Annotated in this window: 25 protein-coding genes and 1 pseudogene; 8 read left to right on the forward strand and 18 right to left on the reverse strand. The window is 46.2% G+C overall.

The features are described from left to right. Nucleotides 1-506 precede the first annotated feature (506 nt). Nucleotides 507-587 (reverse strand): annotated as a pseudogene (locus ACCI49_RS09325) (hypothetical protein); the annotation flags it as partial. Between the two features lie 481 nt (nt 588-1068). Here ACCI49_RS09325 and ACCI49_RS09330 point away from each other — a divergent pair. Together ACCI49_RS09330 and ACCI49_RS09335 are read left to right on the forward strand one after the other, a co-directional pair. Continuing rightward, on the forward strand, nt 1069-2463 hold the full coding sequence (locus ACCI49_RS09330) for a DHA2 family efflux MFS transporter permease subunit (RefSeq protein WP_371838689.1): 1395 nt from the start codon (nt 1069-1071) through the stop codon (nt 2461-2463). A gap of 45 nt (nt 2464-2508) precedes the next feature. Next, nucleotides 2509-3192 carry a hypothetical protein gene (locus tag ACCI49_RS09335; protein ID WP_371838690.1) on the forward strand — a complete coding sequence of 228 codons (684 nt, stop codon included), beginning with the start codon at nt 2509-2511 and terminating at the stop codon, nt 3190-3192. Between the two features lie 393 nt (nt 3193-3585). On the opposite strand, the gene ACCI49_RS09340 is transcribed toward ACCI49_RS09335, so the two are convergent. Beyond that, entirely contained in the window at nt 3586-4305 is a 720-nt protein-coding gene (locus ACCI49_RS09340; protein ID WP_371838691.1) for a helix-turn-helix transcriptional regulator, read from the reverse strand. Nucleotides 4306-4489: 184 nt separating this feature from the next. Here ACCI49_RS09340 and ACCI49_RS09345 point away from each other — a divergent pair, with 184 nt between their 5' ends. Further along, a complete protein-coding gene (locus tag ACCI49_RS09345; protein ID WP_371838692.1) occupies nt 4490-5434 on the forward strand; it encodes an alpha/beta fold hydrolase in 945 nt (314 codons plus the stop codon). 39 nt (nt 5435-5473) lie between these two features. Here ACCI49_RS09345 and ACCI49_RS09350 read toward each other — a convergent pair whose 3' ends face one another. The 3 genes from ACCI49_RS09350 to ACCI49_RS09360 all read right to left on the reverse strand — a co-directional run bounded on the left by ACCI49_RS09350 (nt 5474) and on the right by ACCI49_RS09360 (nt 8259). Then, complete coding sequence (locus ACCI49_RS09350; protein ID WP_371838693.1) at nt 5474-6094, reverse strand: hypothetical protein; 621 nt, start codon at nt 6092-6094, stop codon at nt 5474-5476. 562 nt (nt 6095-6656) lie between these two features. After that, nucleotides 6657-7208: a hypothetical protein gene (locus tag ACCI49_RS09355; protein ID WP_371838694.1), complete on the reverse strand. Its 552-nt coding sequence runs from the start codon at nt 7206-7208 to the stop codon at nt 6657-6659. 136 nt (nt 7209-7344) lie between these two features. Beyond that, nucleotides 7345-8259 (reverse strand): polysaccharide deacetylase family protein, encoded by a 915-nt coding sequence (locus ACCI49_RS09360; RefSeq protein WP_371838695.1) that lies wholly within the window; start codon nt 8257-8259, stop codon nt 7345-7347. A gap of 1040 nt (nt 8260-9299) precedes the next feature. Here ACCI49_RS09360 and ACCI49_RS09365 point away from each other — a divergent pair. Together ACCI49_RS09365 and ACCI49_RS09370 are read left to right on the forward strand one after the other, a co-directional pair. Beyond that, complete coding sequence (locus ACCI49_RS09365; RefSeq protein ID WP_371838696.1) at nt 9300-10652, forward strand: hypothetical protein; 1353 nt, start codon at nt 9300-9302, stop codon at nt 10650-10652. A gap of 173 nt (nt 10653-10825) precedes the next feature. Beyond that, entirely contained in the window at nt 10826-11407 is a 582-nt protein-coding gene (locus tag ACCI49_RS09370; RefSeq protein WP_371838697.1) for a carboxymuconolactone decarboxylase family protein, read from the forward strand. Nucleotides 11408-11622: 215 nt separating this feature from the next. Here the strand turns inward: ACCI49_RS09370 and ACCI49_RS09375 are convergent, their stop codons facing one another. Continuing rightward, entirely contained in the window at nt 11623-12420 is a 798-nt protein-coding gene (locus ACCI49_RS09375) for an N-acyl homoserine lactonase family protein (protein ID WP_371838698.1), read from the reverse strand. 129 nt (nt 12421-12549) lie between these two features. Between ACCI49_RS09375 and ACCI49_RS09380 the strand changes: the two genes are divergently transcribed. Further along, nucleotides 12550-12897, forward strand: a complete 348-nt coding sequence (locus ACCI49_RS09380) for a winged helix-turn-helix transcriptional regulator (RefSeq protein ID WP_371838699.1) — start codon at nt 12550-12552, stop codon at nt 12895-12897. An 81-nt stretch (nt 12898-12978) separates the two neighbouring features. Here ACCI49_RS09380 and hypE read toward each other — a convergent pair whose 3' ends face one another. The 12 genes from hypE to ACCI49_RS09440 all read right to left on the reverse strand — a co-directional run bounded on the left by hypE (nt 12979) and on the right by ACCI49_RS09440 (nt 24309). Further along, nucleotides 12979-14016, reverse strand: a complete 1038-nt coding sequence (gene hypE / locus ACCI49_RS09385) for a hydrogenase expression/formation protein HypE (RefSeq protein WP_371838700.1) — start codon at nt 14014-14016, stop codon at nt 12979-12981. Beyond that, nucleotides 13982-15109 carry a hydrogenase formation protein HypD gene (gene hypD, locus ACCI49_RS09390; RefSeq protein ID WP_371838701.1) on the reverse strand — a complete coding sequence of 376 codons (1128 nt, stop codon included), beginning with the start codon at nt 15107-15109 and terminating at the stop codon, nt 13982-13984. The genes hypE and hypD overlap by 35 nt, the downstream gene beginning before the upstream one ends. Next, nucleotides 15106-15354, reverse strand: coding sequence for a HypC/HybG/HupF family hydrogenase formation chaperone (locus ACCI49_RS09395; protein ID WP_371838702.1), 249 nt, complete (start codon nt 15352-15354; stop codon nt 15106-15108). Before ACCI49_RS09395 ends, hypD begins: the two co-directional genes overlap by 4 nt. A gap of 7 nt (nt 15355-15361) precedes the next feature. Next, complete coding sequence (gene hypF / locus ACCI49_RS09400) at nt 15362-17680, reverse strand: carbamoyltransferase HypF (protein WP_371838703.1); 2319 nt, start codon at nt 17678-17680, stop codon at nt 15362-15364. Beyond that, nucleotides 17658-17930 carry a hydrogenase/urease maturation nickel metallochaperone HypA gene (locus ACCI49_RS09405; protein WP_371838704.1) on the reverse strand — a complete coding sequence of 91 codons (273 nt, stop codon included), beginning with the start codon at nt 17928-17930 and terminating at the stop codon, nt 17658-17660. Before ACCI49_RS09405 ends, hypF begins: the two co-directional genes overlap by 23 nt. After that, entirely contained in the window at nt 17912-18415 is a 504-nt protein-coding gene (locus ACCI49_RS09410; RefSeq protein ID WP_371838705.1) for a hydrogenase maturation protease, read from the reverse strand. Before ACCI49_RS09410 ends, ACCI49_RS09405 begins: the two co-directional genes overlap by 19 nt. Further along, nucleotides 18393-19703 (reverse strand): Ni/Fe hydrogenase subunit alpha, encoded by a 1311-nt coding sequence (locus ACCI49_RS09415; protein WP_371838706.1) that lies wholly within the window; start codon nt 19701-19703, stop codon nt 18393-18395. Before ACCI49_RS09415 ends, ACCI49_RS09410 begins: the two co-directional genes overlap by 23 nt. Before the next feature lie 15 nt (nt 19704-19718). Next, on the reverse strand, nt 19719-20543 hold the full coding sequence (locus ACCI49_RS09420) for an NADH-quinone oxidoreductase subunit B family protein (RefSeq protein ID WP_371838707.1): 825 nt from the start codon (nt 20541-20543) through the stop codon (nt 19719-19721). Continuing rightward, nucleotides 20519-21325: an FAD/NAD(P)-binding protein gene (locus ACCI49_RS09425; protein ID WP_371838708.1), complete on the reverse strand. Its 807-nt coding sequence runs from the start codon at nt 21323-21325 to the stop codon at nt 20519-20521. Before ACCI49_RS09425 ends, ACCI49_RS09420 begins: the two co-directional genes overlap by 25 nt. Beyond that, nucleotides 21322-21804 (reverse strand): cyclic nucleotide-binding domain-containing protein, encoded by a 483-nt coding sequence (locus ACCI49_RS09430; protein ID WP_371838709.1) that lies wholly within the window; start codon nt 21802-21804, stop codon nt 21322-21324. Before ACCI49_RS09430 ends, ACCI49_RS09425 begins: the two co-directional genes overlap by 4 nt. Continuing rightward, nucleotides 21801-22907, reverse strand: coding sequence for a 4Fe-4S dicluster domain-containing protein (locus ACCI49_RS09435; RefSeq protein ID WP_371838710.1), 1107 nt, complete (start codon nt 22905-22907; stop codon nt 21801-21803). The genes ACCI49_RS09430 and ACCI49_RS09435 overlap by 4 nt, the downstream gene beginning before the upstream one ends. A gap of 310 nt (nt 22908-23217) precedes the next feature. Then, entirely contained in the window at nt 23218-24309 is a 1092-nt protein-coding gene (locus ACCI49_RS09440) for a hypothetical protein (RefSeq protein WP_371838711.1), read from the reverse strand. 402 nt (nt 24310-24711) lie between these two features. Between ACCI49_RS09440 and ACCI49_RS09445 the strand changes: the two genes are divergently transcribed. Both ACCI49_RS09445 and ACCI49_RS09450 read left to right on the forward strand, forming a co-directional pair. Then, nucleotides 24712-25128 carry a YbaN family protein gene (locus ACCI49_RS09445; RefSeq protein ID WP_371838712.1) on the forward strand — a complete coding sequence of 139 codons (417 nt, stop codon included), beginning with the start codon at nt 24712-24714 and terminating at the stop codon, nt 25126-25128. Nucleotides 25129-25536: 408 nt separating this feature from the next. Beyond that, nucleotides 25537-25968, forward strand: coding sequence for a hypothetical protein (locus tag ACCI49_RS09450; RefSeq protein ID WP_371838713.1), 432 nt, complete (start codon nt 25537-25539; stop codon nt 25966-25968). The last annotated feature ends 252 nt before the right edge of the window (nt 25969-26220 follow it).

The following is a 26220-nucleotide window of genomic DNA, read 5'->3' on the forward strand; positions in this document are numbered from 1 at the left end:
AAACTAGTGGTGGAGATTGATCGCTTGCGGACGAGCTGGTATTCGAAGAAAGCGAACTCGGCCCTGACGAACTCATTAAAAACGGATAGTAAAAAGCCTCGACAAGGTGATCTGCCGGGACTTTTAAAATTACATCAGCAAAATAAATTTTTGATGATTTCTGTGGGTGTCCAGTTCCACCTGTTCTTCTGCCAACTTAATTCCAAACCATTATTGGCTCATTAGGGATACGTAATTCTAATACAGGAATTCGCTATCAGAGCCTTGGCGCTTTCGTTAAGATTCGTCTTTTCGCGGCAGGCTTAGCCTCCAGATGGGACTGCTGATCACCGGTAAATGGTTGAACAGCTGACTGTTTTGTCACACTTCTCAAGACGCATGTATCCGGCGATTTGTTCAGGGCTTGCGTTTTTCAGTTGATGTTCGATTTGTACTGTCACTTCGCAATCGAGCTAACTGTACTTTCGCGCTCCGCGCCACTACTGCAACGCCTATCAGTGGGTGCTCTACGTACAGTAAGGGTTGCAGCGTTTAAGCTCTCGGAAAATGGTTTTGTTGGAACGATTGAGCTGTAGCGCAATAGCTCTCTTCGATCTAGTATCGCTCTTTCAGGGTCAGCTGGTTATAGTTTCCCATGGGATTCCTGGCTTGTTTGTGTGAAAGCTAAGTAGCCTACAGTCCGTTAAGGACTATGAGGCACTGCTACCCTGGAATATCCAACTTGATACAGTTGGAATGGTCGTAGCGGCGTAATGTAAGAGCGCAGCCAGAAAACTGACGTTGTCTACACATCTCTGTATTTATACTTTTTGTATTTCGTTGGCTGCTTATCCAACGTTCCAGCTTGAGTGGCTCAAATAGTATCCTCACCTGCGATCTGGAAAGGTCACTTACGGGGCAACTGGGTGGTGAGGATGATGGAGTTGGCACATAAAAGTCGCCACAAAGCGGCCTACCTTGTTCAGGGTGGCGTATTCCTTGGTTATTTAATTCTTTGGCGACAGCAAAGCAACTAGATACGCCGCTTTTTCAAGCCCTCGAGCATCAGATTTGGTTATATTAACTAGTATGCCGAAAACGACCACCCCTCTCACAAAGAAGCAGATTCTTAGTCTTACCGCGCTGAGTTTTGCATTATATTTTATCGTAAATGACACGACTATTTTCCCTGTTGCCATTCCCTCTATAGAAATTAGCTTTAATAGCGATATCACTACCACACAGTGGTTGATCAACGGCTATGCACTGATATTCGGTGTTTTGATCATATCCTGTGGGCGCATAGCGGACATATTCGGGAGAAGGAAGCTCTTTTTTATAGGTAGCGCAATATTTGCGACTTTTTCTCTAATTTGTGCACTCTTATCAGATATTTCTTCACTACTTGTTTCACGTGCCCTAATGGGGGTTGGTGCCGCTATAATGTGGCCATCGATACTTGGAATGATTTTTAACGTTGTACCGAGAGACCAGTCCGGAATTGCTGGCGGTTTGATCATGACAATTTGTGGTGTCTCCTACGCTATAGGTCCCATACTCGGAGGCGGTATCAGTGATCTGCTAGGGTGGCGCTGGACTTTTTTGCTCAATCCGATAGAAGCTGTGGTTGCATGTCTATTGTGTTGGAAGTTTGTAGGCGTTGACCTGGTTAAAGATGTAAAGGAGAGAATTGACTATGCAGGTGTAATTACTCTATCTATTTCTTTATTATGCTTATTGCTTGCACTGGATAGGGCCGTTGATACCGGCTTTCGAAGCCCCCTGATCATCACCCTAATGACAATATTTTTAGTGTTTTTAGGGCTTTTTATTATCGTTGAGTGGCGAGCAAAAGAAAATGCCCTAATACCTAATGATATAGCTCGAAATAATCGGTTTTTTGCTGCATGCCTTGCCAGTCTCATGATCTCTGTAGCATTTTATGTGCCTATTTTTTACATACCACAGTACTTTAGTAAAGTGCATGGTTATTCGGCGATTTTAGCCGGCATGGGGCTTCTGCCAATTTTGATTTTCTCTAGCTTTGCATCCTATATATCTGGGTTTCTTTATCAAAAGCTAAAACCTAAGATGATTGTATCGGTAGGCGCAGCATGTATATTCCTAGGCATGTTCATGCTGGCCCGCCTCCATGAAGAAATGACAATCTTAGATATGATATTCGAACTAATACTTCTTGGCATAGGTTTCGGTGCTTTTTATTCAACAATTACCACAATCGCTATTACAATTGTCGATCCTTCCAGATCAAGCTTGGCTGCTGGTATTTTTTATATGTCACAAACAGTCGGTGGAGCGCTGGGTCTCGGTATAAATACTACAATCGTCGCTATGTCGCCGGATTTATCAAGTGGCATTGCTAGGGCTTTTACTATGAACGCATATCTGGCATTGACTGGATTTGTAGTTTGCCTTTTATTTGTCAATGCAAGGGCAGTAAAGGCGGAAAGGAAAGTTATATAGAAATTTACCAGTATATATGTACCGGATTTGTATCAAGGATGAGCTATGAGTAAGGTGGATATTGAATTCCCAGATAGTGCAGCCCCTTATATAGACTTGCAGTCAAATGGGGATAAGTACATTTATGAAGATCCGCCTTATGTGGATGCTGTTACCCCCTTCTTGGAAACACTACACCCAGCCTGCTGCCTTGAACTTGGTGCTGGTATAGGTCGAATGAGTGTATATTTCTTCAAAAGGTACAGTTGGAAAAACACTTTTTATTATCTTCAGGATGGTGATTCTGGGAGCGTACAATACAGGGGTATTCGGCTAATCAATGAAGGTGAGTACTACAATTCTTTTGATGTAACCAGAGAGTATTGTCAGTTAAATGGGTTGACTCATTTCCAAGTGATTAATGCTATTGATAAGTTGGATAGGAAGGTGGATTTTTGTTACAGCTTCGCTGCCATCGGTTTCCATTGGCATATCAAGCTCTATCTAAGCAAGCTTACGTCACTATTAATGCCTAGTGCAAAACTGTTATTTGAGTTAAGAGCGCCTCTGGAGGCCGGTAATCAAGTTATTGAGAGTACCCGTATCGAGTATCAGAATTTCTTTGATGATCAGGTCAGCTATGCGATGAATCATCCGCAGTATAAATTTCTAGACGTTGTGAATTTGGATGGATATTCCGGGTATGAATATAAAGATCGCAGTTACTTTTTAATTTTGGAGAAAGCCTGACAGATAAGTCGTCATTTTGGCCATTAGGGTTGCCGGCGCCGTCTATATCGGCTTTATCGAAATCAGTGGCGGTATCATGAGTATGTCGTCTGGGTCAATACATGCGCTGTTGAAATAGGTCTCCCCTTCTCCGCAACCAGAGTCAGTCAGATAACCCCATTAATCTTGGGTAATGTCGGGTTTGTGGAAGCTGGCTGTCGAATTTCCAGTCGTATAATCTACTGGGTCAGAAGGAAAGAATACTCTGCACTTGAGACGCGTTATGAATACATCCCTGTAAGCTCGTAATCGGCATCTATGCCTCATACGGTTCCGAGCGCAGTGTATTCTTTTCTTCCCCCTTTTTAGTACGTATCCGAGATGTAATACCAAATGCTACTCAATATCATAAGTTCAGCGAGGTAAATGTCTAATTGGGCGGACGCTATCCTTGAATGGCACATGTCGTCGTCGAAATGTTGTGCCTTCGACATATTCTGGTTCGCTGATCCGGTCCATTCGAAAATTCCGAAAATCATTGCGTGCAGGATCCCAGGCCACCAAATACCACAGCGGCGACAAGATTAGCATGGCTTGCGGTTCGACATTTCGGCTGGTTAAGACTCCTTTTGCATCACGGTATCGGAAACGCAGGTGTAGCCGTCGGAGAAAAGCTGTCTCGAATGCGGGAAGTAAGGCGGGGTCCATTGCTCCCATATCGGAAATGTCTACCTGGGGAGAGAGCTGCCCGACATACAAGCAATCCAGAAATCGGCGCAAATCCCGGACTTTTTCCGACGGCAGGGCTTTCTCAATTTTGGCTAGCCCCACGTCTGCGAGATCTGAAAAGGGCAGATTCCCGGCTGCACGCATGGATGCAACGCTGATGAGAAGCGCAAAGATCTCGGCAACCGAAAGTCGCGCTGTTGTCTGAATCGATTGTGGATCAAGTTGAAGGCCTCCCCCGCGCCCAGGTTCAGAATGAATGACAAAACCCTCATCTCGCAGTGCGCTAATGTCACGTAATACTGTGCGTCTGGAGGCACCAACTTCTTTCGCTAAGTCAGCGATTGTCAAAGTACCGTTGCGGCGAAGGCTACGTACGATGGCATCTTGTCTAAGACGAGTGTTCATTTCGTAAGGCTACCATTTAATAGTACCAATATTTGGCACTATTAGATCTTAAACTGTGGTTGTTCTCGTAAGCAACGGGGTTTAGAACTTCCAGCCTAGATCCTCAATCCTTAGGGGCCGGAAAGAACACTGTCCGAAATGAAAGGCGGTGCAGCTCGCCCTGCAATGACAAAAAGGAAATTTAATGTTTAATCCAACCGACTTTCCCAAACCCACACTTATTTCAGTCAACGATGTGAAGCTCGAAGTCTTTGAAATGGGCCAGCAAAATGCGGGAAACCCGATTGTGCTCTGTCATGGCTGGCCAGAACATGCCTTTTCTTGGCGCTATCAGGTGCCTGCCCTCGCAAAAGCAGGCTACCATGTCATGGTCCCAAACCAGCGGGGTTATGGCAACTCATCCTGCCCGAAGGAAGTAACTGCTTATGACATTGAACACTTAACGGGTGATCTCGCCGCACTTCTCGATCACTACGGATATGAAGATGCCACCTTTGTCGGTCATGATTGGGGGGCGATGGTTGTTTGGGGAATGGCCTTATTGCACCCCGATCGTGTTAGTAAGGTGATAAATCTAAGCTTGCCTTACCAGGAACGCGGGGAAGTTCCCTGGGTCGAATTCATGGAACAAATACTTGGTAGTGACTACTATTTTGTCCATTTCAACCGGCGGCCAGGCGTGGCAGACGACGTATTGGATGAGAATACGTTTCAGTTCTTGCGCAACCTGTACAGGAAAAATGAGCCACTTAGAGAACCAGATCCGGGCATGGCGATGATCAATCTCGCCAAAGCAGAAACACCACTCGGTGAGCCCATAATGAGCGACAGCGAACTGGCCGTTTTCGTAACTGCCTTCGAATCAACAGGATTCACTGGTGGCATAAATTGGTATAGAAATCTTGACCGCAACTGGTACCTGCTGGCGGATGTGAATCCTGTTATCGAACAACCCACACTCATGATCTATGGCGATCGGGATGCAGTCCCGAGGAATGAGAGCCTGCACAAGTTCGTGCCTAATGTTGAAGTGGTCAATCTCGATTGCGGTCATTGGATCCAGCAAGAAAAGCCGGAAGAAACGACCTTTGCGATTTTGAAATGGCTGGAACTGCAAGATGACACCTGATCTCAGTAATGTTATGCACTATAGAGTTTTTCTATGGATTTATGGAATACCGTATTTTTCCGCTAGCCGGTCAATATCTTCCTTGGATCTGGAATTATTGGGGCACTTAGCCCCGAACCACGGGTTTAAGTCACTATTTCTATTTCCAGGGGGCATGTCCTTGACGTCAAAACAGCGATCCCCGACTTGAACAAAGGTGCCTGTAGCAGTGGTATAATTGACTTCGGTGTGTTCAAATCTTGGAACTTTACTGCGCTCTCGAGCGAGCTTTCTCTCCATTACTGGATCAAATACTGTAGATTGACTTTCGGTCCCAAAATTAACAGGCATATCCATAAACCTAGTGCTTATCGTCGAAGGTGTTTCGGGCTTGGGGCGCGATATAGTCCCATTGACCTTATCCGGGTTTTCTACGCTGAGGCGTTCGGGCTGCTGGGGTTTGACCTGAGTGTTCGGCTCACCTGCGCTCAAAGGAAGTTCGGAATTCGACATTGACTTGCCCTGCTCTTCATTATCGGGGTGGGAAAGAACGGGAGATTGTTCCGTCTTAACCTTGACGGTGTTTTCCGCAATGTGTCGCTCAACCTCTTGGGACTCTACCTGAGTGGAAGGGCGCTCAGTATTAACGGCTGGTGAGGTTGCAACCTTCTTCCTGGTCAACAATGTAACTTCAAGTGACGACGTGCTCCTCAGTTCCGCTTCCGGAGCCAGTGATACTGGGGTAGTGAACAATATTGCATGCACGCCAAGCGCAATAAGTAGCGAGATTGCCAGCCGTCTGGTATTTGTTATCTCGCTGTTAGTGCGCGAAAAAATTATTGTACTGAGATCCATCTACGTAATAGACATTATCCCTAGTGGGCTTGGTCAAAGTCCTTCTATCGAGAGGCAATAGGGGCGATTAGCTTTTAAATACGACAGGCCATGGACTTAAAAGTTCACCGCCCTCATTTAGCGTTTGAAAAGACAATTTCTCAATGTCGCAATCTAGTCTAAATTCTCGCTGACTGATTAATATGCCCTACCCCCAACTTTTACTTATTATAGAATTGGTAGATCGCTGGTAATCTGCACAGATCCAATGCCTCCTTCCGTTATATGCCAAAGGAATTGGCGATTCACTATGGTTTGATCGGCATCATTTGCAGAACGCAATACAATCGCTTCTTTGTCGTTTATATCCGGCTGAGCATCTTAGTGAATACTATGATGATATCATATACTACACTCCCCCCTTCGTCATCCACCCAGGGGTTTTAATGTTGTTTAATACTGAATCATCCTCAAGGGGCACTCCTGTTGACTCAACAAACAAAGTAGTTAGGTTGCACCAACTAAGGAAGAAAATAGCCCGGCAGGCTGTATCATAGGATCCATAATGACATACAAACGCATCTACCGAAGCCTCACTCATTTTGCCTTCATGAAACATCTCATCACTGGCGATACACAATTTTTGAGCCCATGGGTTCAAAGAACTGATATCCTCTGAGAGTACTGCCACAGCTATTTCTTTTGAAAAGTGTGCTGTCTTTTTGTGAAAATTACTTTCGTAGCTACAGTCACTATTTTTACACGTTCTAAAGAGCATGATTTCCCGGTCTTCAGCTGGTAGATAGTTATCGTCAAATAGAGCAAATATCAGAGCGTACACTTCACTTGCAACACCCGTACGGGCAAGCATCTGAGCCAGATTTATAGGAGGCATTGATTGCAAAAACTCTCGGGTTTTATTATCAAACTCCTCAAGTGCTCCCAGAGGTATTCTACTCATAATAATTAAATCCTTGAAAGTATAGATAAGGGGAAAGCCCCGCAGGATCAACTAGAGAATGGGAAGTTATTGTCAAGGCTTAATAACAACCATTAGTTAAAAATCCAATTTCACTCTTTTGACTTTCTACCAATAGCTATATATGACTCCCGGAGATGGATTGCCAATGCCGGGCTATATCCATACGCCTGGCAAACCAAGTTTGCCCGCGACCAAGTGCATGTACTAGAAATTTAATTAATCCAGATATTCTTCCAGGCCGCCCAGATAGTCTGGGGTGGATGCCTACAGTCATTAAGGAGGGTTGCTGCTCACCTTCATGCCACAACGTTTCAAAGGCATCAATACAATAACTCGCGAGATCCGCAGATCCGACAAAATTGCCTCCTGCCATAAAGCGCATATCATTTGTATCAAATGCATAAGGTATTACAATGTGGTTGTGATCTTTAATATTTACTGTATAAGGAAGGTCGTCGTCATAAGCATCTGAATCATAGAGAAACCCTTCTTCCACAAGTAATTGGCGAGTGAGAATAGAAGATGATCCTTTAGTGTGCCAACCTAAAGGACGCACTCCAGTTGCCCTCTGAATGGAATCAACAGTTTTTCTAATAATCCTTCTTTCATGCTCTTTGGACATTTCTGTATGATTCTCCCAGCGATAGCTATGACAGGCGATTTCATGCCCTCTTGCTACTACATCCTTTGCTAACCAAGGGGAGCAATCTACTGCCCTCCCGGCCGCACTTACTGTGCAGGGGATAGAATATTTATCCAATATACGCATAACTCGCCAGTAACCTACACGAGGACCATAATCAAAATGGGAAGATAACGCCAAATTTGGCCCTCGTTTTACATTCTCTATAATTTCGTAGATACTTTCATTTTTTTCATCTCCTGATGCTAATGACAATTCAGAACCCGCCTCAATATTTAGAACAATAGATACTGCGACACGCGCGCCATTCGGCCATTTGGGGTCAGGACGATCAGCACCATATCCTTTGAAGTTCCTGATATATTCAGGTGTTTTATTTGAGTCCATAAGAGAGTCTCTTGAAGTATAAAGCAAGGCCTATAAGAACAACAAATTAGGGCGCCTTAAGAGCGTGAAGGATAAGTCCTTACAGTATAATTCAATAAAACAAAAAGGTAACTAATCTCCTAAAAACGCTTGAAGTATAGGGTTCATTACTAGATGCATGCTTACAAGTTGGCATGCTATTAATTAACCAACTTTCACTCCTGCTAGATTGGATTCCTTGAGCTACTAAAAGCCTCTAACTTTTTATTTTCTGAGCATTCATAATTTGACTGGCGAGCCGAGATTTGCAAGAAATTAGCGGATAAAATATTCCGTTTGTACAGTTAAAGTTTATATGCCAGCTACGAAACTAGTGCTCTATAAATCAAAGTTACAATATTATTGGCGGTGCCAAAGGTTGACAAAAGCAAGTCTTGGAATGGAGGACAACAAGCCAGATCTCTACTCAAGTCGGTATTGAGGCACTGCTAAATAATGCTGTGAATATTTAGATAGAAGTGCATAGATTGCTATGTGAATTACTTTGGAAATCACCATGCAATGAATTCACCCAATATAACTTTAAGCCTTCAATAGAAGCTCAATCACTATACAAATATTTTTGTTTAAATGTATAAATCCATAAGTTGGATTTGACTGCAAGGGGACGTAAATGTAATTCTATGGGCCTACTCATGTGCCTGATCCAGCTGGTGTAAGTCCACTGGCGGGGCTCCTATGCATAATCTCAATTTGTAGATTGATAGCTAAGGAAGCAATCTGATTTTGTGAGGTGGTTCTCAGAGATGGATAAAAGATAGCTTCAATGGATTTATTGTTAAATGACATATAAGGCTATTGTTGCATTTGGACCTATTAATAAGCATTTATAAGTTGCCAAATTCCAGGGGGCGAAAATACAATTGTAAAAAATATGACACAGATTTATGAGAGCATGCGTGACTGTATGTGAGTTGTTTGCTGATCTAGAAAGTTATATAGGATCGGCTACTTAGTCTTTCCAAAGAAACCTATAAATCAATAAGATAGCAGGGATAATAATGATAAAAATCCATTCAACTTCGCTCCCCACGTTTTTAAAGCGGGTCTGTGCAGCCCTCTTCACCATTATTACTATGATGAGCAACTCCGTACTAGCGGAGACCGACCCTTATTCTATGCTGCTTCAGTTCAACCTCTATTACGATTACGACACCGAACAGCGTACTGATGATCATGCAAAGTACGCATTGGAGCTTCAACGACGACTCACTTACTCAACACCCATCCGCTATACCCAGGTATTGGCGACACATAATAGTTATAATTCGGATGCTTATGGTGCTATCTGGGTGGGTGCAGAGCAATCTCTTAGAGTTAAAGATCAAATTGATGTCGGTGCTGAAATCATAGAGTTGGATCTGCATCAATTCAGTGGCGATCAGGTTTTTTGTCACGGCTCATTTTATTGTAATTTCTGGTTCGACCCACAGCGGGTTCCCATCTCAACGGTATTAGGAGACTTAAGAGACTGGGCATATAAACAAGATCAATACGGTACTAACCGAACAGTAATAGTGCATATTGAAAATGCAGTATCCTCTGGGGCTCAGACCACTTTTAAAAATCATCTTATTAGTCAAATAGGTTTGGATTACATTTACACTCCAGAGGATTATAAAGAAGACTTTCCTAATGGTCTTGAAGTAGCTAATCATAAACGAACTTCACTTCCCACTCGCGAGTTATCACGAGAAAAAATTCGTCAGCATGATGGCCTGAATGGTAAGAAAAGATTTGTATTTTTTTGGACTAAAAATGACAGCAATACCGATGATAATCACGAATCATTCGATGTGGTATTTGATGGTTGGGGCGGACTGAACCGGCATTGGAAAAGTGGTGACGACGATAGCCTGGACAATTGGGATGACGGCATCAATACCGTAGAGCACTATGATGTCAGCGCTACAGATAGCCGATTTCAAAATAAAGCTCTATGGTCCTGGGGTGAGGGTGAACCCAATGACTATAGTATTGGTGAAGACTGTGCAGCTATCGGAAGTAATGGACGCTTTAATGACCGCCGGTGTGATCGGTCCAGCATCTTCGCCTGCAAGAGACGTTTGAATGGCGCATTGCATGTGGGCGATCTAAAGGATGATGGTGCCGCCGACTATCCGAGCATGTGGACACTCACGACAACAAAAAATACTTGGTCAAACGGTGAAAGTGAGTGTCAGGCCCTAGGCTCACAGTGGCACTTCGATGTGCCTCGCAATATGATGGAAACTCTTGCGCTGAAAGATAAGCTGTCAGCCAGCGGTGAGACAGTTGCCTGGATTGCCTATACCGATCAGGATAGCGAAGGTGCAACTGAGGGGAACTTTATTATAACTACCGTTGACTACTGAGAATCTGATTTCTCCCAGCCTGATCATCTATAGGTGATCAGGCCCTCTAATTTCCCCAAATCCCTTGGCTGCCCGAACAACACTAACTTTACACGCCTCATTCTTTGAATTTTGTATCTAGACTTTATCCTGATGCAATACCTCCCCTCGTTGGATTTCTAAGGAATCAAGCCATGCGTATTCCCGCCATCCCGCCGGGCGAACTTAGCGAAGAACAGAAACCTCTCTATGACGATATGAGTGATGAGATGGGCGGTTACTTCTCCGGGTTCATCAAAAAGCGCAAAGATGGCGCATTGCTTGGTCCCTGGGCTCCAGCTCTTCAATACCCGAGTTTTGGCAAACCCTGGTGGGATAATATCAAGGCTATTGCAGAAAACCCCAAGCTCCCCAGGCTCACGCGGGAGGTTGCTATCCTGGCCACTGGCGCTCACTTCAAGGCAGGATATGAACTCTACTCCCACACGGCTATCGGGGAAAGCATTCACCTGGATTCTGACAAAATAGCCACTATCGCCGCAGGTCAACGCCCAAACGACCTGACACGTGAAGAAGGTATTGCTTACAGCGTTGCCACCTCACTTGCCTCTGGAGGCCGACTTCCCGAGGCGACATGGATAATGGCTGTCGACGAGTTTGGTGAGGATGGCGCTGCAGAGTTGATCTTCCTTATAGCCGGGTATCATCAGCTATCAGCCATTCTAAATGGCTTTGATGTTGGCATTCCTAGCGAGGAAACATTGGGGGGGCTTTAGCCCTTTTCTCTGGTAATGACAATAATAACACAGCTATTTAATACCTGAATCCAACTTGAATCATCGATTGTTACCTAGGATTTCCATATGCTTGCCTCGACATCAGCCCTTTCTTGCTAAATATTTGCCATGGAAAAGAAGACAAGTAAATACCAATTTCGACACATTAACTGTAGTTTTCTTGGCAAAAACCTGCCTTCTTAGAGAGTGGATTTTTAGTCCATGTATTCTCGAAACTTAGGTAGTGATTTGAAGTCTCGAATGTCATGCTGAATAATAAGCTTGGCTTTTTTGAGTTTTACTAAGCCTTCTACTCTGTCCATAGAGGCAAGCGTATCCGCCCTATCAACATTAAATCTTGGCACAAGCTTTTCCGTTCGACTTTCTCTCTGATGATAGGTATCACCGGCAAGGAGAACATATCCACTGTTTTCAAGTTTAACCATTAGAGCCTGGTGGCTTGATGTATGCCCCGGAAGTAAAAGTATTTTTACGGAACCATCATCAAACACATCAAAATCTCGATGAATCAGCTTCTTTTGAGCTTTAGGATAGTAACTGACAAGAGACTTTTCTCCAAGATTATCCTTCATATTGCTCCACTCATCAGGATTCATAATCCATGTAGAGTCCGTAAAAATATTCGCCTGGCCTATATGATCAATATGGAGGTGTGAAAAGGCCAAAAAGTCGATATCTTTGGGTGTTAAGCCGATCTTTCTCAACTCCGGAGTTACAGGATTAATAACGAGCTTGAGGCCAGCAATCGTTTCATTCTTCCCAACACCAGCATCCCACAGCAAGCGGCCTTTAGGATGTTCTATTAGGAAGCATGGCGCTGCAGCTTCTACCGGCTTCCCATCAAAAAAACCGGTATTAGAAAAATCGCCAAAATCTTTCACATAGACCCTTCCACAGTCGATCGTATACAACTTTACTGTCGCAAGAGCAGGTATTGTGGTGATTGAGATCGCCAGACAAGTAAACAATGTCAAGTACTTTCCAAGTCTCATAGGGGTCTCCTGATTTGTATGTTATTTCGTTGGCAATACAGTAGCAGCAGATGCTAGTTTTGGTAAGTATGCACCTTTTTGTGATATAAGGATAAAAAAGTAACTATTGGGAATTTATTGGAGAAAGCGATGAAAAATTCATTTGACTGTGAATTTGGGTGCCCGATAGAAATTACAATGGCGGTCATAGGTGGAAAGTGGAAGGTGGCTATCCTGTTTCACTTGTTAAATGGAAAGTTGCGGTTCATGGAGCTAAAGAAGCTACTACCAGGTATTTCACAGCGCGTTCTAACCGTACAACTACGTGAGCTGGAAGCTGATAAGATCATTTCAAGAAAGGTTTTTCCTGAAGTCCCGCCAAGGGTTGAATATAATCTGACCGCTTTTGGGAAAAGCTTGGCTCCGACTTTATTGGAAATGGGAAAATGGGGTGAAAAATATGCTGGGAAAGTAAGAAAATTAAAAGAAAAGCTGTGAATAATTAGTCATCCCAAGCTATTGAGATATAGCCGTCTGAAAAATATATTTATGTAAAATAATCGTATAGGAGAAAGTGGCCTAGCAAATCCTCGGCAATTGCTCCCCTGGCAACCGCTGTAACAAACACTCACACCCCAGGTTGTTCCTTAGAATCACCTGGGGACGAGCTTCACCATCGACCCGACCTATGTATTCACAGGATGCCCCTACTTCCGTATTTCTGAGAATTGAAATTGCCAGATTTGAAAAACGCTCTGGAACAAAGGCCACGAAGCGTCCCTCATTCGCCACATAGAGCGGGTCAAGCCCTAGTATTTCACAGGCACCCCGCACTGTTTCGCTGAGCGGAATACTGCTTTCTTCTAATACAAACCCCCTACAGGAGCTTTCTGCAAGCTCTACCAGTGCTGTAGCTAGGCCGCCGCGTGTGAGATCTCGTAGGCAGTGAATTTCAACTCCGGCCCGTAGCAGCTTTGCTACGGCACCATTGAGTGGAGCGCAGTCACTCGTCAGCGAGCTTTCGAATTCCAGGCCTTCACGGCATGCCATTACTGAGATCCCATGACGACCGACATCGCCTGACAGCAGGATAAGATCTCCAGTTTGAATTTGTCTGGCATCAGTTGGCTGATTACTTAGGAGAACACCCACCCCACTGGTATTGATATAGATCCCATCGCCCTTACCTCTCTCCACTACCTTGGTGTCACCAGTAACCAAGCTAACACCTGTTGTTTTCGCTGCGCTTGCCATGGAAAGCAGAACCCGCTTAAGAGTTTTCAACGGTAGCCCTTCTTCCAAGATCAGACTGCAACTCAGGAACTTTGGCTCAGCACCGGCCATTGCCAGGTCATTAACGGTGCCGTAGACAGCAAGTTCGCCGATGTTTCCGCCCGGGAAGAACAGTGGTGAAATGACAAAGGAGTCAGTGGTAAAAACTAACTGATCCGCTGCCCACGGTAGTGTTGCGCTATCGTCAGCCTGGGCAACCCAGCTGTTGTTGAAGATTGGCTGAATATAGTTGGTCAGTAGACGTTGTGTCATCTCTCCACCACTACCGTGCCCCAGCTTGATGATTTCTTCAGTCTTTATCGGTAACGGACATTGGATGTTCACTGAACTTTTCCTGCTGACTGTAACGGTAGTAGGCAGAACAGGCGCCTTCGGAAGACACCATTGGGGCGCCTAGGGGCTGTTCCGGACGGCATTTCTTGCCAAAGTGTGGGCAATCGTAGGGCTTTTTTTGCCCGAGCATAATGTCTCCACTGATGCAGAGGCCCTGCTCTGGAGTGCTTACAGCAGTAAGGGCGAACTTTGTACCCGCATCGAGATCAGCATACTCATCATTGAAAACAAGTCCACTTTGCGGAATCTGCCCAATACCGCGCCAGTATTGATTTGAAACAGAAAACACTCTTTTTAATAGCGTTTGCGCATGCCAATTTCCAGCTTTCTTTACAGCCCGTACGTATTGGTTCGCTACATGATAAGTGCCCTGCTCCAGCTGGGTTACGCAATGCAAAATACCTTCCAGAATATCCAGCGGTTCGAATCCGGTAACAACTATAGGAATACGAAATTTTTGTGTGAGAGGAAGGTAGCATTCATAGCCAGTTACCGAGCAAACGTGACCTGCGGCAAGAAAACCCTGGACCAGTGACTCCGGGGCTGAACAAATTGCTTCTATTGCCGGTGTCACCAGAAACTGAGAAACCAGCATGGAAAAATTGTTAAGCTCTTTCTTTTTCGCTAGGGCGGCCGCCATAGCGTTGGCTGTTGCGGTTGTTTCGAATCCCACCGCAAAAAAGATGACCTCTTTAGTTGGGTTTTGCTCGGCAATCTGCACAGCCTGAAGTGGAGAGTAGATAATACGGATGTCTGCCCCGGTTGCCTTGATTTCAAGCAGATTGGAATCTGTACCCGGTACCCGCAACATATCGCCAAAGGAGCAAAAAATAACCCCCGGCATCGCCGCAATCGCTATAGCGCGATCGACCATTTCCAGTGGGGTGACACAAACCGGGCAGCCGGGACCATGTACCAATTCCAGTTTGTCCGGCAATAGTTGGTCAATCCGGTTTCTGACAATTGCATGGGTTTGGCCACCACAAACTTCCATCAACCTCCAGGTTTTGGTCGTGATTTTGCTAATATCTGTGGCGATCTTCTGAATATATTCGCTTTGCCGGTATTCATCCACGTATTTCATGAGCGCTCCGCGCTATCTGGATCTTTCAACGCATCAAGATAGTGAAAGACCAGCTCAGCTTCAGTTTTCTGAATCTGGCTGATGGCAATACCAACATGAACGATAACGTAGTCACCTACCTGTGCATCGGGCACCAGAGATAAATTGATTTCCCTAGCGATGCCACCAAAACGCACCTTGCCAATACGCTCCAGCGGTGAATTTCCTATGATTTTTTCTACAACACCGGGCACACCCAAACACATTTAGGATCTAGCCTCCCAATGGTTGGCTTGCGGCGGCCATACAATGGGCGTAGTACACCTGGCCAAGGGCGATGCCGCCATCATTTGGGGGGATCTGGCTATGAGAGTGCACTGTGAAGTTATTTTGACGCAGCAATGTGGCCACCGTCTCTGTCAGGAGTTTGTTTTGAAATACTCCGCCAGACAGGAAAACTCGCGGCTCAGCAATCTCTCTAGCTACAGTTAGGATCATTTGAGCGAGAGTATTGTGAAAGGCTACAGCGCGCTGCGGTAAAGATTTTCCTTCATCGTAAATCAAGGCACTAACGCTGGGCGCCCAGTCTAGTTGCCAGCGGTGGCCTTGCTGTTGCAGATTGAATGGGTAGGCATCATGACTTTGTATGCCGCGAGCGGAGTGCTCCAGAGCCTCTGCAGCCTGCCCTTCATAACTGGTGTGGCTGTTGAGCCCGAGCAGCGCGGCGACAGCATCGAATAATCGGCCGGCACTGCTACATCGGGGGCTGTTAATCTGGCCCTTCAACATGGTGGCTAAGTTGCGGCGCTCACCACGGGAAAAGTATCGCTTTAGTAAGTGATGCTGCAGTGCCACGAAGCCAGATATTTCATAGAGAAGCCCCGCTGCAGCACGGCGCGGCTCACGCACCGCTTTCTCGCCCCCTGGCAAAGGAAAAGTGCGCAGGCTGGCGATATTCTCCACTGAAGAGTCGCCATTCCAGTACAAGAACTCGCCACCCCTGATGACACCATCGATGTCATATCCGGTGCCATCCCAGCAAATACCCAGTGCGGGACCTATGTAGTTGTGCTCCGCCATGCAGGAGAAAAAGTGTGCAGTATGGTGTTGAACTCCCAACTTGGTGGCAGACTTCTTTTGCACCCAGCGATGGGAGTTATAGCCGGGGTGCAAGTCATGAATCAGGGTTTGCGGTTCACACTGCTGAAAACCGGTCAACTCCCCGATTGCTTGGTCAAAGCGCTCAACACTAGCGGCATTTTCCAAGTCCCCGATATGTTGACTGGAGTAAATCCAGCCGGAGTGAGACAAGGCAACCGTATTTTTTTGATCGGCTCCCACCCCCAGGTAAGAGCCCAGGCTCTCGGTAGCTTGCTGAGCGATTTGTGAGCGCATCAGCGGCAGGGGCGCAAAACCACGGGCCCGCCGCAACATTAAAGGACGATTTTCAATCACCCTAAGCACTGAATCATCAAGGTGGCGTAAAATTTTGCGATCGTGCATTAAAAAGCAATCAGCAATTTTGCCAAGCCGCTCCAAGGCCTCATCGTTTTCAATGCAGATCGGTTCTTCAGCAAGATTGCCGCTGGTGGCAACTAGTGGCGCACCAAATTTTTGGATCAAAAGCTGATGTAAGGGTGAAGCAGGTAACATCACCCCCAATTCCGGAGAGTCTGGCGCTACCAAACTGTGTATTCTCTTTCTCGCTTCGGCTTTTGCTTCCAGTATTACAATCGGCCTTTCCCGGGACACCAATAAATCGGCCTCAACTTTTGAAACTTTGCAATCCTTCTGTACGGCTTCCAACGAGGGATACAAAAGTGCAAAGGGTTTGTGTGGGCGCTTTTTCCGCTTACGCAACCTCTCGAGGGCTTGACCATCGGCCGCATCCACAAGGAGCTGGAAGCCTCCAACGCCCTTTAGCGCGACTATCTGCCCTTTCGAAACTGCTGCCAAGGTGCGGTCCAGCGCTTCGTTACTAGATGCGAGAATATTTCCATGAGCATCGCACAATTGCAGTTGAGGGCCACACTTAGGGCAGGCATTGGGTTCTGTGTGAAAGCGTCGGTTCGCGGGGTCTTTGTACTCTTTGCGGCAGTCGTCACAAAGAGTAAATGCCGACATTGAGGTATTAGTCCGGTCATAGGGGAGCTTGTCGATAATGCTAAATCGCGGGCCGCACAGAGTACAGTTTATAAACGGATAGTTATGGCGTCGGTCTTTAGGGTCTGCCAGTTCGGCTAAACAATGATCACAGGGCGCCAGGTCCGGCAGGATAAGGGTCGATTTTACTTTACTCTTATCGCTCTCATGAATCTCAAACCCTCTGTTGCCTTGGAATGGCACCAGCTTTGTATGGATACTGAGGATCTGGCTGTGAGGCGGCTTTTCCTCCGGCAACCGTCGCAAGAATTTATCAATATCTAAAGGATCACCTTCCACCTCTATCCTGACGCCGCCACTATGGTTCGCTACCCATCCATCGAGTTTGCATTCCCTGGCTAAGTGGTAGACAAAGGGACGAAAACCAACCCCCTGAACCAGGCCGGTTATCTCTACCTGCTGGCGCTCACTTTCCATCTCTGGCCTCAAATTGTAGATTCTCCAGGATAATGTCCTGGGCTTCGGCGTGATGAATATCGGTGAGTACCTCAATCTCCAGGCGCAGACCTTCCAGTGCGGTGCCCAGAACTTCCTGTTCGAAATGCTCACGTAGATGGCTTGGGGAGATATGTGCAAGTGCTCCAAGGCGTAATTTAACGCCAACCAACTTGCCGTCTTCATCGGCGGAAAGTTGCTGAATCTTGGCGATCAGGTTTTTGATCAGGGATTGTTCGTGCATTGCTGACCTCCGTTGTCAGCCTTTACAAGCGCGGTGATTTGTTGCTCTGCAAGGAGAGCAGCCTTCTCAACTTCGGCCGAGAGGCGATTACCACAAGTAAAGTTCTCAGCGCAGATAGCAAAAACGACCAGCTGTCGGGGCAGTGATTGAAGTGTTTCTCCTAGCCCAATAGCTTCTGCCAAACTGAAGCCATGGCTTGAAGTGTTACACAAGCTGGGAGCGAAAGAATCCTCAAGCCCATTGACGCGAATCAAATTCCCCGGCTTCTGCCCCTCGATTCGTACCGCATCGACAAGACAAACTCGCCGACCTTTCCATTGCCCCAGCAGACCAACCATATCCCCGCCGTTTTCAAGAAATTCCGCGGAGTCGCCGATGGATGCCTTTAACTTATGAAGTAAATATGGCCCCACTCCATCATCACTTCGAAAGTGATTGCCGAGGCTAATTAATAACCAGCGCTTAGGAACTTCCTTGTTGGTCATGTTGCAAATGTAGCTGCAGGAAGTGAGTTGAGCAGGAAATACAAGGGTCATAATTACGAATGGCGCGCTCACACAAACCTTGCAATTGGCTTTCTGGCAAGTGCATAAAATTGGGCAGCATCAGGCGCAAGTCCTTTTCGATTGTTTTTTGGTTTTGCGAAGTGGGGGCAACAATTTTTGCCTGAGTGATTTTGCCTTGTGCATTAATTCCATAGCGGTGATAAAGCAATCCACGTGGGGCCTCGGTAGCGGCGCAACCATTGGCTTCCCGGGGTTCGACGGTGAGGTAGGGGTGTTCCGGTGGTTGGTAGTTATCGATAATCCTCAACGCCTCATCGAAGGCGTGCAACACTTCAAGACAACGTACCACGATACTTTTGAAGGGATTGCTACAGGGAGGGTTAAAGCCCAGCTCCTCTGCGACTCTTTTTACTCCAGTAGACAGGCGCGGGTAATTCAGGTTAAAGCGTGCCATTGGCCCAACCAAATAGGAGTCCCTCTCTATCAACACGCTATGTAAGGCTGTGCTGTGTGGGACCTGCACCTCACGGAAATGCTTCTCATAATCTTTTACCGAAATATCCAACCCCTCGCTAGATTGGATACGCCCCTCATTCATTGGGTATTCGTCGGGGTTCACCAGGGCTACAAACTCAAATTTCTGAGTATTCTCAGGAAATGGCAGGCTGGCTGCCCATCGACACATTCGCTCGGCCAAATCACGAGCAGCTGATAGCTGTTCGCGCAAGCTCTCAAACTGCTCCTTAGTAGGCGTTCGATAAAATCCGCCGATCCGTACATTGATCGGGTGGACTTCCCTGCCTCCCAGCAAACGGAGCAGAGCGTTGCCGGCTTTCTTGATCTCCAGCGCTTGCTGAACCACCTCCGGGTGATCCTTGGCCATAGCCACAGCACTGGGATAGCCGAGGAAGTCCGGTGCATGCAACATGCTGACATGCAGCATATGGCTTTCAATCCATTCGCCGCAGTAAAGCAACCGACGTAGGGCTTTTAGTTCAGAGGTGGGCACCAGGTGCAGGGCATCTTCCATGGCATGCAGAGCGCTCATCTGGTAGGCCACGGGGCAGATACCGCATATGCGCGCGGTAATGTCTGGCGCTTCGGTGTAATCGCGCCCACGAAGAAAAGCTTCAAAAAAACGTGGCGGCTCAAAGATCTTAAGCTGAACTTCATGTACGTGGTTGTCATCGTATCGAATAAAAAGCGCCCCCTCGCCTTCAACCCGCGCAAGATAATCGACTTTGATGGTTTTACCTTTACCCGACACTCTTAACAAACCCCTTTAACTAGTACGCTTTTTATCCTTCCCCCATTCTTCACCTATTTTCTTAAAGTGATCAGCTAATGCATTGTAATTTCTAACATTTTCTATAATTGTTGCTTTGTCTGCACCAAGTTTTTCCGCCCACCAGTGGCAGAGAGATTCGTTATTAGGATTTTCCTTGGGGCCATAACAGGCATAGCAGCCACGGTTGTAACTTGGGCAAAGCGCACCGCAACCAGCATGGGTAACAGGCCCCATGCAAGGGGTACCGTGTGCAACCCAGACGCACACATTGCCCTTCAACTTGCATTCAATACATACAGAATGGGCTGAAACTTGTGGCGCTCGCTGATTCAGGAAAGCACTGATCACTTCCAGTAATTGGAGCTTATTGATCGGACAACCTTGAAGTTCGAAGTCCACTGGGACGTGTGCAGAAATGGGCGTGGAGTCTTTCAGGGTTTCGATGTAATCAGGCTCGGCATAGACGACGGATATGAATTCACTGACATCAGCAAAATTGCGTAGGGACTGGATACCGCCAGCTGTGGCACAAGCGCCAATAGAAACCAGGAACCGGGACTGCCTTCTTACCTCCTGAATCCTCTCCACATCATTAGGGGTAGTAATTGAGCCTTCCACCAAGGAAATGTCATAAGGTCCCTCCTCTACCTTACTGGAAGCCTCCATGAAATAGGCTATCTCCACTTCCCTGGCGAGCAGGAGGAGTTCATCTTCGCAATCCAGCAGGCTCAATTGACAGCCATCGCAGGACGTGAACTTCCATACCGCCAGTTTGGGTTTATCCTCTTCGGCCTCTATAAGCTGTGAATGTGGAACCATGCGCGGATATCCCGGTAGCAAAATACGGGGCCATCTTTACAGATAAAGTTTGGCCCCCATTGGCAGTGTCCGCAGAGACCTATGGCGCACTTCATATTGCGCTCCATGGAAAGATAGATAGCGGATTCGGGAACCTCCTTGCGTAATAGCACCTGGATGCAAAAGCGCATCATAACTTCCGGTCCGCATAGAAAAGCAATCGTATTGGCGCCATCGACATCAATGGCCTTTAAGGGGTCGGTAATTACCCCGATATGCCCTGGCCAGGTGCCATCGCCATGATCGACTGATATCACCACGCCCAGTTTTGATGACCACCGTGGAACTTCCTCTTTATAGAGAAGCTCAGATGGGCGGCGTGCGCCGTAGAAGAGTCGAACCCGGCTGGCTTCCAGTTTGCCTTCTCTGGCCTTGTGAACTATTGGCCGTAAAGGCGCCAAACCGAGGCCGCCGGCAATGAGCAGCAGTTCTTTGCCCTGAATATTCTCCAGCGGCCAACCTCTGCCAAACGGGCCGCGTACTCCCAGGGAATCTCCTTTCCTTAATCGCTCCAGGGCTCGAGTTACAGATCCCTGGGCCCTAATGGTATGAACCAGCCGGCCCTGCTCCACCCCCAGTCCACTAAATGAAATAGCGGATTCCCCAGTGCCAAAGGCATACAGCATATTGAATTGGCCGGGCGTAAAAAACAGTGGCTTCAGTTCTTGGTTCTGTAGATACAAGGTGAATGTTCCAGGATACTCCTCCTGCCGATGGACCACTGTGTAAATATCGGGAATCACTGAGTCGTACCCGGGTGAGGTGAGTTGGAGCCATAGATATCGAGCAATTGAACTCGAGCTGATTGCAATCGTTCAGTGGCGATTTGTGCAAAGCGCTTCATCAACTCGAACCCAAGCCGTGGCTCTGTTTCACATTTTTCACGCAGGCAGGCGCCACCGAGGCGCAAACTGCGAACTTCCTCCAAGGCGCGCGCATCGAAGGCGGAGATATAAGGTGGGAAAAGCCAGGACCAACCAAAGATATCACCGCCATGAAGGGTGAGCAGACATAAAGCACCGCGGTTAGGTACGAAGGTTTCCACTGCCACACGCCCACTCCTGATCAGAAAGAAATGCTTGGCCGGTGTATTCTCCCGCGCAAGATGTTCTCCCTTGTGGTAGACACAATTTTCCCCACAGGAGGCCAGAAACTGCAAATCACTCTCAGGCAAACCGTGAAAGAATGGATGCTCATGTAGCAAGTGGGCAATAGTCTTCACGGCTGTTCCAAGTTGCGAATGGTTCTGATTTCTTCGGTCAGGTCGATACCTACCGGACACCAGGTAATACAACGACCACAGCCCACACATCCAGAGGTATCAAACTGATCGTGCCAAGTGGCTAATTTATGCGTCATCCACTGCCGATAGCGGGAGCGGGTATCTGGGCGCACCGAGCCACCGGTGAGATGACTGAAGCCTGCAGTAAAACAGGAGTCCCAACGCTCCCAGCGCTCAGCGTGCTCCCCGCTGAGGTCCGTTGTATCTTCAACCGTAGAACAAAAGCAGGTGGGACAGGCCATGGTGCAGTTGGCACAGGACAGGCATCTTTCCGCCACTTTGTCCCAGCTTTGGCTCTCAAAGTTACGGTATAGCAACTCCTTCAGATCGGAACTATCAAAGTGACGGGGGCCGCTTTGCATTTGTTCTATGGCCCGTTTAACCCCCTGTCGGCCAAGCTTTTGCTCCCCTGCGCTTGCCTTGCGCACGGGTAGCTGTTGCAGTATTTCATCGCCAATATTGGTGCAGCTTTTGATTAGAAAGAAGTGCTCTCTAGCGTGGATCACTTCCGTCATCTGAAGATCACTTTGCAGCGTTACTTCTGGGCCGGTATTCATTGATGTACAAAAGCAAGTGGGCGCTGTAGAAGTACAATTGACTGCCACTGTAAACAAGCGCTCGCGCCTTTGACGATAACCATCATTTGGCCATTCCCCTTGAGCAAGAATGCGGTCTTGAATGGTGATTGCGTGTAGCTCGCAGCTGCGAACCCCAAGAAATGCCATCTTGGGAGGCTCCTCCTTGGCTTCCACAATCTCGATATTCTGGTCTTGCTTTAGAGCCCTCCAGATCGGCCGGCGCGGTAACTGTAGATACTTTTTCCAGGAATGAGCCCCTACTGCATAGCCAAAGTAGGCGCCATCAGTGCGGCGTCTTACCCGGTAGCGCCCCTTCTCCTGCTCGTCTGTCCATCCTTTTGGTAAGTCATTCACTGAACGGATGGGACCATAAATAATAACTTGATCCTCTAGAGTGGGACCAAAAACTTCATAACCCTTATCAATAAGAATCTTTAACAACACCCCAAGACTTGAGGCTGGCAATAGGTGATTCACCGCGGTATACAAATCAATTAATTAAAATTACCTTGTTATTTACTGCATACTGGCTGTAGATGTTCAGTTGAATTAGAGTCACCTCTACAGCATTTTACCCTATGAGGAACCCTACAACTTATATGGTTTCCTAGGTAAAAAAGAGGTGACCGTATCTAGTTTAGCTCCCTGCTTGTGTATCTATCTCTGGGAGGAAAGTATCAAATACCTAGGAATAAAGTTTAAACTAGGTCAGCTTGTCGTAAAATTTAATATGGAAGGTACCGGGTTCTAGCAAAATGTGGTGAAAGACACTGAGTTATTGTGTTACCACGATAACGTTACCGATTCCTGTCTGGGAGGCAACTACAGAATTACCAGCCGATGCCTGACTAATATTCAAGGCATTCGAGGTACCCTTCTGTACTGCCATCACAATATTGGATGATCCTGTTTGATGAACCCTGGCAGTATTCAATGTGCCAACCTGGCTTGCAGTAACTGAATGCAGGTTACCAATTTGGATGACTCTCAAAGAGTTCTCAGAACCATCCTGATGCATAGAAGCTTTAAGATATGATCCTGCTTGCGATAAAGTAGTAATATTTGCGACGCCAACTTGATTAATTTCAGCAACGCTGTGCGAAAGTAGTTTTTGCTCAATCTCAGCACTGTTGGAGAGTCCGACCTGATTTATTGTGGCAGTACTATCGGAAGTTGATATCTGACTGGTTTTTGCACTATTAAAATTTCCTTCCTGGTTAATTGTAATTGTATTTCCGGAACCCGTGACTTGCCCAAAGCCTACTAAATTAGAGATTCCTTCCTGGGCAACCGTAACATTACTGGCGGTTTGATTTTTTTGGATTCCTCGCGCCACATTGAGTTCCCCGTCCTGAAAAATCACAATGCTATTATTTTCGGTTGACGACTGAGTAAACGCACCGAGATTCGAAATTCCCTGCTGGGTCACGGACCCGGAATCTGCGCTTGAATTCATCTGGGTATTGGTAGAGCGATTTCCTGTTCCGGACTGAGTTAAAGATATGGAGCTGGAAACTGTACCTTTCTGTATGATTTTCGTTAAATTACTTTTTCCAATTTGCTGTATCGTAATGGATGATTCCTTACTACCATTTTGTTCAATGGCTGTGATTGTATTGCCAGCACCCGTTTGCATACTTTTAATGGTATTATCCGAGCTGCCATTTATCTGCAAAGCGTTCACTGAATTGTTATTACCACTCTGGGTCAATGTGGTTGTGTTCCCAGATATTGTCAGGTTGGTTTGATCTGAACTGGCTATATTCCCCCATCCATTCTGGGCTATGATTGTGGAGTTATTTTCTGCGAGTACATTTCCACTGAATACAATAGTGGCAAATACTGCGACTTGAAAGTGGAATTTCATGGAAACCTCCTATCCGTGCAAGATATCTGCCAAACGGGTTTGCAGGCGGGAAATGCTTTCAAGCCTCCAGTGACTAGATTAGAAATAAGAGTTCTGTTTGTCGTCAATTTACATGATTGGGGTTAATTCGGAGACAATACATAGAGATTAGCGTCAGCCATACTTCGTGGCTGTAGGAAAAAAGTTTCAATTACCTGAGAATAAAGTGTGGTTAAATAGTGTGACTGACAAATCACCCGTTAATAGTGTGGCGCTGGATTATCATGCCTGTGTCCCTTATATTGACCAAATAAGGGACAGTGCCCTTAAGGGAATCCAGCGCTTAAATAGAAAACTTAGGGCTCTATTTGAGTAGGAAAAGTTCAATTTTCACACCCAATGAAGTAGCCAGGAGATATAGCGGTGGAGCAAAACAGTGAAGATACGAATTACTCAGAAGCTACAGCCCTGGCAAAGGGCTGGCTTCGTTGGTTATGGGGTACCTTAGCCTGCTTTTTCATGGTGCTGGCTGTGATTGGAATCATTATTCCTGGTTTACCGGCAGCCGTCTTTATCGTTCTCGGTGCTTGGGCTGCTTCCCGAAGTTCCGAGCGAATGCATCAGTGGATTGAAGACCACCACCTGTTTGGCCAACTCTTGGAAACCTGGCGAAGCGGTTATCTCAATCGCCGAACCAAACTGCTGGCTACATTGAGCATGGCTCTGCCTATGGCGATCGCTGTTCACTATATTGGCAACATATATTTACTGCTATTCACTGTAGGTGGTATCGGTTGTGGAATTCTTTGGGTATGGACTAGACCAGAACCTCAAGAGTAACGATCTGTTTACATTTAACAAATGTCTTTCAAAAGCTCGGAATATAATACAGAGAATAGAGATTGCCAGTCCTGACACCTTGTGATAAATCTCAAACTACGGAATCGTAGCTATTAAGCCGCCACCCCAAGTAGGTATTGAGGATATGACTGCCTTATTAAAAAGCTGTTAACCAGTATGAATTTGAATAAAATCTTAAACTTATAGATTGAAGTCTCAACGTGACCAAATCAAAGGTGTAAGCAGTTGACATTGACGTTAATGAGAATATGCTCTGCGCCCTTCTATTGATTGAGGCTTGAATTGACTTAGTCATCTCATTATGGCTGACAAGCAATGAGAGAGACCGACCATATGGCAAATTGGGACTCTGTTGTTCATTAAGGCGATCACAATAAGGATATTTTAATGCAGAACCTCTATGAAGTATCTGTTGGTAACCTGGATAACGAATCTTATATCTACACGCCCAGTATTTTTTGGAAGATATTGTTTTTCCTACTGGTGCCCATTGAAAGTTGGTCACAATATGAAGCATTTACCCAAAATGCATATAATCAGTCTATTTGGTGGTTAACCGCTAGCCTGGTTATCTACACAATCTACTTCGTAGGTTTTTATGGCCTAGCTTTTGCAAAGCGTATTGCTACTCCAAGGTTTTGGGGTTTCTTCCTGCCGCTTATTATGGTGACTGATATTTACGAAATTGGTACAGTGGTGGCAACTATGAATATGACCGTGCTTGAAAATCAAATGAGGCTGCTATTTATCTCTCCAGTTGTACTATTTCTTTGGTTTATTATATTCAGATATCGAAAAGTCATGAGATATATAAAATAGTGAGCAGGCTGGATATCTCGTTTAGTATCAGCAGCCATATTTGTCAGCACTTAATATAAAAATAATTGTGTAATGCATTTTTATTGCTAACTTATCCTCACATATCCAGTACCAAACCAACAGACATTAATTGATAACTTTGTACTGATTTGCCAAACGACTTCAGAATTCGAAGGTTCTTTTGAACTATTAATACGCTACTTTTTGAAGCCCCTGCCAGAGAAACAGTCACACTATTGATATCACTAGTTT

Source organism: Microbulbifer epialgicus (assembly GCF_041447265.1).
Taxonomy (GTDB): Bacteria; Pseudomonadota; Gammaproteobacteria; order Pseudomonadales; family Cellvibrionaceae; genus Microbulbifer; species Microbulbifer epialgicus.

Bases quoted from the DNA above. Each gene is read 5' to 3' on its own strand.
- ACCI49_RS09330 (WP_371838689.1), top strand. From the start codon at position 1,069: ATGCCGAAAACGACCACCCCTCTCACAAAGAAGCAGATTCTTAGTCTT.
- ACCI49_RS09335 (WP_371838690.1), top strand. From the start codon at position 2,509: ATGAGTAAGGTGGATATTGAATTCCCAGATAGTGCAGCCCCTTATATA.
- ACCI49_RS09340 (WP_371838691.1), bottom strand. From the start codon at position 4,305: ATGAACACTCGTCTTAGACAAGATGCCATCGTACGTAGCCTTCGCCGC.
- ACCI49_RS09345 (WP_371838692.1), top strand. From the start codon at position 4,490: ATGTTTAATCCAACCGACTTTCCCAAACCCACACTTATTTCAGTCAAC.
- ACCI49_RS09355 (WP_371838694.1), bottom strand. From the start codon at position 7,208: ATGAGTAGAATACCTCTGGGAGCACTTGAGGAGTTTGATAATAAAACC.
- ACCI49_RS09360 (WP_371838695.1), bottom strand. From the start codon at position 8,259: ATGGACTCAAATAAAACACCTGAATATATCAGGAACTTCAAAGGATAT.
- ACCI49_RS09365 (WP_371838696.1), top strand. From the start codon at position 9,300: ATGATAAAAATCCATTCAACTTCGCTCCCCACGTTTTTAAAGCGGGTC.
- ACCI49_RS09370 (WP_371838697.1), top strand. From the start codon at position 10,826: ATGCGTATTCCCGCCATCCCGCCGGGCGAACTTAGCGAAGAACAGAAA.
- ACCI49_RS09375 (WP_371838698.1), bottom strand. From the start codon at position 12,420: ATGAGACTTGGAAAGTACTTGACATTGTTTACTTGTCTGGCGATCTCA.
- ACCI49_RS09380 (WP_371838699.1), top strand. From the start codon at position 12,550: ATGAAAAATTCATTTGACTGTGAATTTGGGTGCCCGATAGAAATTACA.
- hypD (WP_371838701.1), bottom strand. From the start codon at position 15,109: ATGAAATACGTGGATGAATACCGGCAAAGCGAATATATTCAGAAGATC.
- ACCI49_RS09395 (WP_371838702.1), bottom strand. From the start codon at position 15,354: ATGTGTTTGGGTGTGCCCGGTGTTGTAGAAAAAATCATAGGAAATTCA.
- ACCI49_RS09405 (WP_371838704.1), bottom strand. From the start codon at position 17,930: ATGCACGAACAATCCCTGATCAAAAACCTGATCGCCAAGATTCAGCAA.
- ACCI49_RS09410 (WP_371838705.1), bottom strand. From the start codon at position 18,415: ATGACCAACAAGGAAGTTCCTAAGCGCTGGTTATTAATTAGCCTCGGC.
- ACCI49_RS09420 (WP_371838707.1), bottom strand. From the start codon at position 20,543: ATGGTTCCACATTCACAGCTTATAGAGGCCGAAGAGGATAAACCCAAA.
- ACCI49_RS09440 (WP_371838711.1), bottom strand. From the start codon at position 24,309: ATGAAATTCCACTTTCAAGTCGCAGTATTTGCCACTATTGTATTCAGT.
- ACCI49_RS09450 (WP_371838713.1), top strand. From the start codon at position 25,537: ATGCAGAACCTCTATGAAGTATCTGTTGGTAACCTGGATAACGAATCT.